General features: G+C 70.5%; 13 protein-coding genes. 9 read left to right on the top strand and 4 right to left on the bottom strand.

Annotated elements, in window-relative coordinates; translation table 11 throughout:
- Positions 1-41: 41 nt before the first annotated feature.
- Together HWV07_RS02650 and HWV07_RS02645 are read right to left on the bottom strand one after the other, a co-directional pair.
- Complete coding sequence (locus HWV07_RS02650) at positions 42-479, bottom strand: HTH domain-containing protein (RefSeq protein ID WP_178332813.1); 438 nt, start codon at positions 477-479, stop codon at positions 42-44.
- A gap of 37 nt (positions 480-516) precedes the next feature.
- Positions 517-1,311, bottom strand: coding sequence for a DUF7547 family protein (locus HWV07_RS02645; protein ID WP_178332812.1), 795 nt, complete (start codon positions 1,309-1,311; stop codon positions 517-519).
- Positions 1,312-1,405: 94 nt separating this feature from the next.
- Here HWV07_RS02645 and HWV07_RS02640 point away from each other — a divergent pair, with 94 nt between their 5' ends.
- Together HWV07_RS02640 and HWV07_RS02635 are read left to right on the top strand one after the other, a co-directional pair.
- Positions 1,406-2,005 (top strand): DUF7504 family protein, encoded by a 600-nt coding sequence (locus tag HWV07_RS02640; protein WP_178332811.1) that lies wholly within the window; start codon positions 1,406-1,408, stop codon positions 2,003-2,005.
- A gap of 44 nt (positions 2,006-2,049) precedes the next feature.
- Entirely contained in the window at positions 2,050-2,190 is a 141-nt protein-coding gene (locus HWV07_RS02635) for a hypothetical protein (protein WP_178332810.1), read from the top strand.
- Positions 2,191-2,249: 59 nt separating this feature from the next.
- On the opposite strand, the gene dpsA is transcribed toward HWV07_RS02635, so the two are convergent.
- A complete protein-coding gene (gene dpsA / locus HWV07_RS02630; protein ID WP_178332809.1) occupies positions 2,250-2,798 on the bottom strand; it encodes a DNA starvation/stationary phase protection protein DpsA in 549 nt (182 codons plus the stop codon).
- Between the two features lie 366 nt (positions 2,799-3,164).
- On the opposite strand from dpsA, the gene rpl7ae reads away from it, so the two are divergent.
- The 5 genes from rpl7ae to yqeC all read left to right on the top strand — a co-directional run bounded on the left by rpl7ae (position 3,165) and on the right by yqeC (position 5,838).
- Entirely contained in the window at positions 3,165-3,527 is a 363-nt protein-coding gene (rpl7ae, locus tag HWV07_RS02625) for a 50S ribosomal protein L7Ae (RefSeq protein WP_178332808.1), read from the top strand.
- A 10-nt stretch (positions 3,528-3,537) separates the two neighbouring features.
- Positions 3,538-3,762 (top strand): 30S ribosomal protein S28e, encoded by a 225-nt coding sequence (locus HWV07_RS02620; protein WP_178332807.1) that lies wholly within the window; start codon positions 3,538-3,540, stop codon positions 3,760-3,762.
- A 2-nt stretch (positions 3,763-3,764) separates the two neighbouring features.
- Entirely contained in the window at positions 3,765-4,346 is a 582-nt protein-coding gene (locus HWV07_RS02615; RefSeq protein ID WP_178332806.1) for a 50S ribosomal protein L24e, read from the top strand.
- Entirely contained in the window at positions 4,343-4,798 is a 456-nt protein-coding gene (ndk, locus tag HWV07_RS02610) for a nucleoside-diphosphate kinase (protein WP_178332805.1), read from the top strand. Before HWV07_RS02615 ends, ndk begins: the two co-directional genes overlap by 4 nt.
- A gap of 317 nt (positions 4,799-5,115) precedes the next feature.
- A complete protein-coding gene (gene yqeC / locus HWV07_RS02605; protein WP_178332804.1) occupies positions 5,116-5,838 on the top strand; it encodes a selenium cofactor biosynthesis protein YqeC in 723 nt (240 codons plus the stop codon).
- On the opposite strand, the gene mobA is transcribed toward yqeC, so the two are convergent.
- Positions 5,831-6,430, bottom strand: coding sequence for a molybdenum cofactor guanylyltransferase (gene mobA, locus HWV07_RS02600; protein ID WP_178332803.1), 600 nt, complete (start codon positions 6,428-6,430; stop codon positions 5,831-5,833). The genes yqeC and mobA overlap by 8 nt on opposite strands.
- A 95-nt stretch (positions 6,431-6,525) precedes the next feature.
- Here mobA and HWV07_RS02595 point away from each other — a divergent pair, with 95 nt between their 5' ends.
- Complete coding sequence (locus HWV07_RS02595; protein ID WP_178332802.1) at positions 6,526-8,256, top strand: aldehyde ferredoxin oxidoreductase family protein; 1,731 nt, start codon at positions 6,526-6,528, stop codon at positions 8,254-8,256.
- Positions 8,253-8,981 carry a DUF7124 domain-containing protein gene (locus tag HWV07_RS02590; RefSeq protein ID WP_178332801.1) on the top strand — a complete coding sequence of 243 codons (729 nt, stop codon included), beginning with the start codon at positions 8,253-8,255 and terminating at the stop codon, positions 8,979-8,981. The genes HWV07_RS02595 and HWV07_RS02590 overlap by 4 nt, the downstream gene beginning before the upstream one ends.
- Positions 8,982-8,994: the final 13 nt, after the last annotated feature.

The following is an 8,994-nucleotide window of genomic DNA, read 5'->3' as shown; positions in this document are numbered from 1 at the left end:
ACGCCGGTGGAAATCAGTGGCCCGGTCCGGCCGAGTACCTTTCAGTCCGCCGCCCAGTTGGGCGGTCGTCGGTCGTCGACCAGGTCGTCGACCGCGTCGGAGACGGTCGCGACCGCGCCGTCGACGTGGGGGTACGTCGCCAGGAGGGCGGATCGCTCGGAGACGGTGAGCCACAGGACCGGCAGCGTCACCATCTCCCGGACTTGCTGGGCCGTGGGGTCGTAGGACTCCCGGCGCTGGAAGAACGGCGACAGCGAGACCCCGGCGTCGTCCGCCCACGCGCGCACGTCCGCGTACGTCGAGTACAGTGCGTCCTCGTCGTCCGCCGGCACGCGCTTCGAGTGTTCCTCGACGGCGACGTCCGCTGCGCCGAGGCGGTCCTCGAGTCGCGAGCGGGCGCGTCGCTGCTGGTCGGCGACCGCCGGCGACGTCTCGTCGCGAAGATACAGATCGACCCGCACGCCGTCGAAGCTCGACATGTGGTAACGGACGGTGCCCACCCGTATAAATTTACTCTCAGTTTGGAGTTTCGGGGTCGTCCCCCGGGTCGCTCTCGTCGCTGGCGGGGGTGTCGTCCACGCCGACGCCGTCGTCGTCCGAATTGTCCTCCTCCAGACCACTGTCGCGTCGGCTTTCGCCGTCGAGTTCTTCGGGGGGCTCGTCGAGTTCGCGCTTGATGGACTCGAGTTCGCTGTCGACGTCAACGCCGACGTCGCGCTCCCCGGGGTCGTCCTCGTCGTCCTCGGCCTCGTCGTCACCGCCCTTGACCTCGATGTTCACCGGTTCCGGTCCCGATCTCGATTCCGGACCGGGCCCTGGTTCTGCTGGGCGATCCGCCGGGTCGGCGGTCGCGTCGGCGAGGCGGTCGTCGACCTCCGCCCGGAGGTCGCGCGCCTCCGAGAGGAGTCGCTGGAGTTCGGGGTTCTGGGGTTCGCCGCCGGCCGCGGCGGACTGCAGGTCCGCCAGCGCGTCGTCGAGCGCACGGAGCGTCCGCCGACTGGCCGAGGCGATCCGGTCGGCCCGCGGGTCGTCGGCGCCGCGGCGCCCGCCCGAGGGCCCGTCGAGCGGGCGGCCGTCCGCGACGCGGAGGGCCGCGGCCAGCAGCTCCAGGGTGCGGATGCTGGTCTCCAGGATCGAGATCAGCGCCGGGATGGTGTACTGCTCGGTGAAACGGAGGAACTCCCCCGGGGTCGGGGGACGGGGCAGGCCGAGCGGTCCCTCCGGCGGGTCCTGGAGCTCCTCGCGGAGCGCCTCCAGGGTCGCCGCGAGGTCGTCGACGCTCTCGTCCAGTTCGCGCTCGCGGTCGTCCATGGGCGTCGCTACGGTCCGGACGACCAAAGTACCATCTCCCGAACGAGCCCGAACGTTTATTGTCGGCGCTGCCTTTTTATTAGCACGTACGACCATGAAATTCGACGACGAGCCGCCGTCCGACGCCGCCGTCGCGCAGGCGCTCTCGGAGCTGAAGCGCGAGGGCGGGTCGGTGCTGGTCCTCGGCGCCGCCCACGCCGGTCACACCGACGTCTGCGAGCGGTTCCTAGGCGGCGACGCCGCGGAGGTCCTCGTCAGCACCGACGGGTCGGTCACCGGCGCGACCGACCCGGCGGCCGTCGTCGACCGACCCGTCCAGACCCGGAGCGCGGCGCGACCGGCGCCCGCGGAGACGCCGACGGACCTCGACTCGCTGCACCGGGAGATCCGGTCGACGGTCCGACGACTCTCCGAGGACGGTCACCGGCTCCGGATCTGCGTCGACTCCCTGCGACCCTACGTCGACGCCACGCCGGACCACGAGCTCGTCTCCTTCCTCGACTCGCTGCGGGAGACCGCACGCGAATTCGACGCGGTCGTCCACGTCCACCTGCCGGCGATGCCGGGCGCCGTCCCCGAGGCGCTCTCGAGTGCCGTCGACGCGGTGGTCGAGCTCAACCGCCGCGGCGAGGCGACCTACCAGCAGTGGTACCTCCCGGAGTCCGACGCCACCAGCGAGTGGGTGTCGGTTTAGGCCGACCAAAACCTTTTAGCGCTGTCGCGACCGACCTGTCGGTAATGGCAGCCACTCCCGAGGAACACGAATCGGACACGGGTCTCCGTGCGCACTCGACGTCCCCGGAGAAGACCGTCTTCACGGAACCGAACAACAGCGACGGCTGGCTCGCGACCGACTTCACCGTCGAGGTCCGACGGTAGTCAGAGTTAGGAATACTGCACCGCGAAAAAGCCGAGCCGATTCTGCTCCGTCTCTCCGATCAGTTGGTCGCCGACTCGAGGACCAGGGTGTCGTCCTCGAGGTAGTGCTCGAAGTGGTGGGCGTGTTCCTCCAGGGTCTCGAGGTGCTCGCGGAGGACCTCCTCGGTCGCGAAGTCGCCGAGGTCGTTGGCCAAGGCGATGTGGTCGCGCATCGTCTCGATCATCGTCGCCGCCGCCTCCATGTCGTTGCGGAGGGAGGTCCGGATGTCATAGACGTCGTCACCCTCGGGCTCGATGGGGGCGTGCTCCTCGTAGGTGGCGCCGCCGGACAGCGGGACGCCGCCGATGGCCTGTGCGCGCTCGGCGAAGGCGTCGGCCGCGACCTCGAGGTCGTAGGCGACGTCGCCGAGGTACTCGTGGAGCTCGAGGAACTCCGCGCCCTCGACGTTCCAGTGGTGCTTCTTGACCTGGTGGTACAGGACGTACGTCGCCGCGAGGTCCGTGTTCAGCGCGTCGACCAGTTGCTCGGCCTTGTCCTCGTCGATCCGTAGCGCCTCGCTCTCCTCGACGCTGCCGGCTTTCCGGAGGACCGTCTCCTGAGTGCTCATACAGGTCCCAATTGGCTCGCGACCCACTTAAACGTTTTCTCCCCGAAAAAGACATTTACCGAATCGAAAAGAAATATTCACGTACTGCGTTCATTCACGGTGGTCTCTTCGGCTGTTCCACTGACAATCGGCGACGAGTTCCGGCCTGTCTCCGGTTCGCACGGCCGAACGCGTTCATAAGCGCTTTTATGCGGTGATGCAGTACGAAGGTGTACAGCCTACGTGGGGTTGTGATGCTCCTAGCCGGAACAAGGACAAGCGCGCCCGTCGCGGGCGCGAGAACCGCGTCTCACCGACCGGCGGCGAGGCGATTCGGTTCGACGGCGGGGGAGCGCGAGCCCGCGCGTAGGAGGAGTGCTAATACAAATGTCAGTGTACGTAGATTTCGACGTGCCGGCCGACCTCGAGGAGGACGCCCTCGAGGCCCTCGAGGTCGCCCGGGACACAGGTTCGGTGAAGAAAGGAACGAACGAGACGACGAAGGCCGTCGAGCGCGGTAACGCGGAGCTCATCTTCGTCGCCGAGGACGTCAGCCCCGAGGAGGTCGTCATGCACCTCCCCGAACTGGCCAACGAGAAGGAGATCCCGTACGTGTTCGTCGGCACCCAGGACGACGTCGGACACGCCGCCGGCCTCGAGGTCGGCAGCGCCGCCGCGGCGATCGTCGACGCCGGCGACGCCGAGGGCGACGTCGAGGACATCTCCGAGAAGGTCGAGGAGCTCCAGTAGGTGATCAAGGATGAGCGCTGAAAACGAAGGGGACGGCGCGACCCCCGCCGAAGTGATCGAGATCGTCGGCAAGACCGGCATGCACGGTGAAGCCATGCAGGTCAAGTGCCGGATCCAGGAGGGCGAGAACCAGGGGCGAATCATCGCCCGGAACGTCCTCGGTCCGGTACGGGTCGGCGACGTGCTGCAGCTTCGCGAGACGGCTCGCGAGGCCGACTCCATCGGAGGCCAGTAACCATGCCCCAGACGAGAGACTGTGACTACTGCGGCGCCGACATCGAGCCCGGCACCGGGACGATGTTCGTCGCCACCGACGGCTCCATCACGTACTTCTGTTCGAGCAAGTGCGAGAAGAACGCCGACCTCGGTCGCGAACCGCGCGACCTCGAGTGGACCGACACCGGCGAAACCGGCGGCACCGTCGAGCAGGGCGAGGCCGACGTCGACGAGGCCGAACCCGAGGCCCCCGAGCAGCCGGAGGCGACCCCCGACCTCGAGTCCGCCGAGGAGGCGGCCGAGGAAGGCGAGGAACCGACGGCCGCCGACGAGGAGACCTCCGCGGAGGAGGTCGCGGCGGACGACGCCGGCGCCCAGGAGGCCGCCGGAGCGGGCGACCCGGAGGAGGAGCCCCACGACACCGACCAGCCGGAGGCCGAGGAGTCAGAGGACACCCAGGTCCCGGACGACGAGGAAGCCGAGCGGGTCGAGGAGGCTGACGACGTCGACACCGACGAGACCGAGGACGCTGGCGACGCGAGCGACGGCGAGACGTCCGACGAGGGCGACGCCGACGACGAGGAGGTCGAGGCCGAGCAATGACGGAGCGAACCTTCGTCATGGTCAAGCCCGACGGCGTCCAGCGCGGCCTCATCGGCGAGATCGTCTCCCGGTTCGAGGACCGCGGCCTGAAGCTCGTGGCGGGCAAGTTCATGCAGATCGACGACGAACTGGCCCAGGAGCACTACGGCGAGCACGAGGACAAGCCGTTCTTCGACGACCTCGTCGGCTTCATCACCTCTGGGCCCGTCTTCGCGATGGTCTGGGAGGGCCAGGACGCGGTCGCGCAGGTCCGCCGAATGATGGGCGAGACCGACCCCGCCGAATCCGCCCCGGGCACCATCCGCGGCGACTACGGACTCGACCTCGGCCGGAACGTCATCCACGGCTCCGACACCGAGGAGGGCTCCGCCGAGCGGGAGATCGACCTGTTCTTCGACGACGAGGAACTCGTCGACTACGAGCGCATCGACGAGACCTGGCTGTACGAGTAGCGAATCCCCACTTTTTACTCGTCGGGTTTCCTCGCGCGACCCTCGGGGTCGCGCTGCGGGAACCACTCCTCGCAAAAACTTGGGGAAAAACTCTGCCGACGGCTCCCTGCGGTCGCCGCCGGTGAACCGCGCTCACTTCGCTCGCGCGGATGCTCGACTCCGTTTACAGAACCGGCGAGTGCAGGCTGTTTACCGGCCGGTTAGCGCGATTCACACGAGTAGTTCGCGTAGGCGGCCTGTTTCGATTGGCGGAAGGTGTCCTGACGAACGACTTCGACCGTCGCTACCCTTTTTCGCCCGCGGTCCGAGCGGGGGGTATGGACCTGGTCGAGGCGCTGGCGGCCGACGGACTGGTCGCGGTGGTGGGCGCGGGCGGCAAGAAGTCGACAATCTACGAGCTGGCGGGCCGGCTCGACCGCGCCGTCGTCACCGCGAGCGTCCGCATCCCCATCTTCGACGACGACGTCGAGCGGGTGGTCGTAACCGACGACCCGGTCGGCGCCGTCGCGGCGAACGACGAGTGGCCACTCGGCGTCGTTCCGGAACGCGAGCGCGAGGACCGCTATCTCGGCTACGACCCTGCGACTATTGCAGGCCTCGCCGACGCCGACGTCGACGCCGTGCTGGTGAAGGCCGACGGCGCGCGGAGCCGATTGCTGAAAGCGCCCGACGACCGCGAGCCGCAGATCCCCCGGAACGCCGACACCGTCCTCCCGGTGGCCAGCGCGCGCGTCGTCGGCAAGTCGCTCGACGACACGCACGTCCACCGGCCCGAGCGCGTCGCCGAGGTGGCCGGGATCGAGGTCGGCGACGAACTGACCGCCGAGGACGTCGCCGCAGTCCTCGCGAACGAACGCGGCGGGCTGAAGGACGTCCCCCGGGACGCCAGGGTCGTCCCGGTGGTGAACATGGTCGACGACGAGTCGCTCCGGCGAACTGCCCGCGAGATCGCGGACGGCATTCTCGAACGGACGACCGCCGTCGACCGCGTCGCGCTTACCCGGATGGACCGCGGCGAACTGGTCGACGTGGTCAGCTGAACTCCGCTTCGGCGGTCTCGAGCTCCGCCCGCGTGTTCACGTTTCGGAACGTCCCCTCGGGGGCGTCCTCGACGACGACGTAGTCCAGCTCGAACAGCGGCGCGATGATCTTCCCCTCGCCGTTCGCCAGAGCCGCCTCGCAGGCGTCGGCCATCGGCTCGGCGCGGTAGACCGCCTGCGTCGTCTGGAACCACTCGTCGGGTCGCGGCACGGCGGCGTCGTGGCCTGCCGCTCGTTCGAACAGTTCCTCGAGGAACGACGGCTCGACGAAGGGCATGTCGCAGGCCACGACGGCTGCGTACTTGGCCCCCGCCGACTCGGCTTCCCGGAGCCCGGTCCGGATGCCGGACATCGGGCCCTCGTCGGCGGTCGGGTCGAGTGCGAACCGGACCGAGAGCGGGTAGCCCCCGAGGGCGTCCTCGATGGCCGTCCGCTGGTCGCGCCGGCAGTTGACCACCAGCAGGTCGACGACGTCGACCAGCCGGTCGGCGACCCGCCGGATCATCGGCGTCCCGGCCAGCGGGGCGACGGCCTTGTCGGCGTCGCCGAACCGCGTCGACCGCCCGCCGGCGATGACGACCCCTGCGCGCATGCCCGAGCCTACCGACCCGCGGGGCAAGTGCCTTGCCCCTCGGTGGCACCCACCGGGGGAACCTTTATCGGGGTCAAGCACCTCGATTCCGCGAGATGGAACGCCGCGCCCCCGACCGGATGCTCCGGGTCGACCTCTCGTCGCGCGACGTCGAGAGCGAGCGCGTCCCCGAGGAGTGGCGGCGACGCTACCTCGGCGGGAAGGGCCTCGGCGCTCGGTACCTGTACGAGGAGCTCGACCCGGGGGCCGATCCCCTGGGACCGGAGAACGCCCTCATGTTCGCGCTCGGGCCCGTCTCGGGGCTACTGCCGGGCGAGACGCGCTACGCCGCGGTCACCAAGTCGCCGTTGACCGGGGCGTTCCTGGACTCCTACGCGGGCGGGGAGTTCCCCCGTCGGCTGGCCGGCGCCCTCGGCGACAACCTCGGGCTCCTCGTGACGGGCGCGGCCGACGAGCCGGTGCGGCTGGTGGTCGAGGACGGGACGGCCCGCATCGAGCGCGCAGAGACCTGGGGCGAGGATGCCGTGGCGACCGCCCGTGCGACCGACGGCGCCGTCGCCTGCATCGGCCCGGCCGGCGAGTCGCAGGTCGCCTACGCGACCATCGCCTCCGACGAGGCCGACCACCACGCCGGACGCGGCGGCGCGGGCGCCGTGATGGGGTCGAAGCGGCTGAAGGCCGTCGTCGCCCGGGGCGAGCCGCCGGACGCCCTGGCGGACCTCCGCGAGCGGTACGCCGAGCGGTACCGGCAGGACGACACGGGCCGGTGGCAACGCGCCTCCGGGACCGTCGAGACCGTCGACTTCGCGGACGCGACCGGCGTGCTCGCGGCCAGGGGGTGGAGCCAGCGGGGGTTCGACGGTACCGAGGACGTCGGCGTCGGCGCGGTCCGGGAGCGGGCCATCGAGCGGGAGCACGACGGGCCGTTACCGGGCGGCTTCCGCGTGGAGACCGCCGAGGGGGAGTCCGTCCCCCGCGGCGCGACGGCGATGACGCTCGGCGCGGGGCTGGCCCTCGACGACTTCGACGCGGTTGCCGAACTCGGCGAACTGTGCAACCGCCTCGGGATGGACCTCATCTCGGGGGGCAACGCCGTCGCGTGGGCCGCCCGGGCCAGCGAGGAAGGCCGCATCGACGCCGGCGTCGAGTTCGGCGACCCCGAGGGCGCTCGCGAGTTGCTCGCCGCAGTGGCCGACCGCGAGCCCGGGCTCGGCGACGACCTGGCCGACGGCGTCGCCGTCGCCGCGGAGCGCCGCGGCGGCGAGGACGTCATCCCGTCGGTGAAGGCGATGTCGCTGCCGGCCTACGACCCGCGCGGGTCGGCGAGCATGGCGCTCGCGTACGCGACCAGCGACCGCGGCGCCTGCCACCGGCGGGCCCGGCCGGTCGAGGAGGAGGCCTTCGACGGCCCCTGGTCCGCCGACCGGACCGTCGCGGCGGTCGTCGCCGCCCAGGACACCCGCGCCGTCCGGTGGAGCCTCGTCGCCGACGACTTCGTCGGCGAGGTGCTGGCCGACGACGGAGCCGAGTGGCTGGACGCCGTCGGCGCCCGACACGGCGACCTCGGGGCGACCGGCGAGCGCATCTGGAACCTGATCCGGCTGTTCAACGTCCGGGAAGGGTTCGCCCGCGACGACGACGCCCTGCCCGCGGCCATCGACCCGGACGACCTGGCCGTCGACTTCGAGGCCACGCTCACCCGGTACTACGCGTCCCGGGGGTGGAGCGACGAGGGAATTCCGTCCCGGGCGACGCTCGACCGCCTCGACCTCCTGGAGATCGCCGACGACGAGACGCCAGTGGTCGACGCACCCGCAGAACCATGACAGACAGGATCGACCTCGACGACGTCGAGACGGAGGAACCGCCCGAAGAACGACCGAACCGCGGCGACTGGTTCTGGCGCGGCGAGGGCGACCCCGAGGACGAAGCGGCGCCCGACGACGAGGCCGCCGACGACGTCTCCGTGGAGGCCACCCCGGACGCCGACACGAACGGCGGTGGCGGCGCCCAGCCGGCGTCGGACCGCGTGCCACACGTCCCGCGCGAAGCCAAGGACCTGCCCGTCGGTATCCCGAAGGAGAGCGGCGGTGCGGGCGCCGGGCCGGGGGAGGGAGCGGAGGGCGAGGAAGGGAGTGACGGAGCGACAGGGACCGAGGCCGCTGAGGAGCCGGAGGCCTCCGGGCCGCACGGCGGCGACGCGGACGACATGACGCTGGCGCTGACCTACGAGGCCGCAAAGCGGCTCTCGGAGCCCGCCTACGCGTTCAACGACGCCTCGGGGTGGAGCGACTGGATCGGCATCGTCGGCGACGTCCCGGCCCACGTCATCACGAAGTTCCAGCGCGAGCACACCATCGACGCGGACTTCTTCAACGGGACCGGAATGGGGCCGCGCGAGCGGCTCGCGGACGTCGGCCCGCGGTCGATGTTCTACGCCGAGCGGTTCGTGCTCGTCGGCTGCGAGGGCGAGGAGTCCTGGGCCCCGGAGGACTGGGAGTTCCTCCCCCTCGAGGAGGCCGCCGAGAAGGCGGGCTGGGACCTGGAGTAAGTTTTTTACGTAG

Origin of the sequence: Natronomonas salina, assembly GCF_013391105.1 — an archaeon.
Taxonomy (GTDB): domain Archaea; phylum Halobacteriota; class Halobacteria; order Halobacteriales; family Haloarculaceae; genus Natronomonas; species Natronomonas salina.
The sequence above is the reverse complement of the archived record's forward strand: the minus strand, read 5'-3'. Positions and strand labels throughout refer to the sequence as shown.

Coding starts and splice junctions, on each gene's coding strand:
- HWV07_RS02650 (WP_178332813.1), bottom strand. CDS start 479: ATGTCGAGCTTCGACGGCGTGCGGGTCGATCTGTATCTTCGCGACGAG.
- HWV07_RS02645 (WP_178332812.1), bottom strand. CDS start 1,311: ATGGACGACCGCGAGCGCGAACTGGACGAGAGCGTCGACGACCTCGCG.
- HWV07_RS02640 (WP_178332811.1), top strand. CDS start 1,406: ATGAAATTCGACGACGAGCCGCCGTCCGACGCCGCCGTCGCGCAGGCG.
- HWV07_RS02635 (WP_178332810.1), top strand. CDS start 2,050: ATGGCAGCCACTCCCGAGGAACACGAATCGGACACGGGTCTCCGTGCG.
- dpsA (WP_178332809.1), bottom strand. CDS start 2,798: ATGAGCACTCAGGAGACGGTCCTCCGGAAAGCCGGCAGCGTCGAGGAG.
- rpl7ae (WP_178332808.1), top strand. CDS start 3,165: ATGTCAGTGTACGTAGATTTCGACGTGCCGGCCGACCTCGAGGAGGAC.
- HWV07_RS02620 (WP_178332807.1), top strand. CDS start 3,538: ATGAGCGCTGAAAACGAAGGGGACGGCGCGACCCCCGCCGAAGTGATC.
- HWV07_RS02615 (WP_178332806.1), top strand. CDS start 3,765: ATGCCCCAGACGAGAGACTGTGACTACTGCGGCGCCGACATCGAGCCC.
- ndk (WP_178332805.1), top strand. CDS start 4,343: ATGACGGAGCGAACCTTCGTCATGGTCAAGCCCGACGGCGTCCAGCGC.
- yqeC (WP_178332804.1), top strand. CDS start 5,116: ATGGACCTGGTCGAGGCGCTGGCGGCCGACGGACTGGTCGCGGTGGTG.
- mobA (WP_178332803.1), bottom strand. CDS start 6,430: ATGCGCGCAGGGGTCGTCATCGCCGGCGGGCGGTCGACGCGGTTCGGC.
- HWV07_RS02595 (WP_178332802.1), top strand. CDS start 6,526: ATGGAACGCCGCGCCCCCGACCGGATGCTCCGGGTCGACCTCTCGTCG.
- HWV07_RS02590 (WP_178332801.1), top strand. CDS start 8,253: ATGACAGACAGGATCGACCTCGACGACGTCGAGACGGAGGAACCGCCC.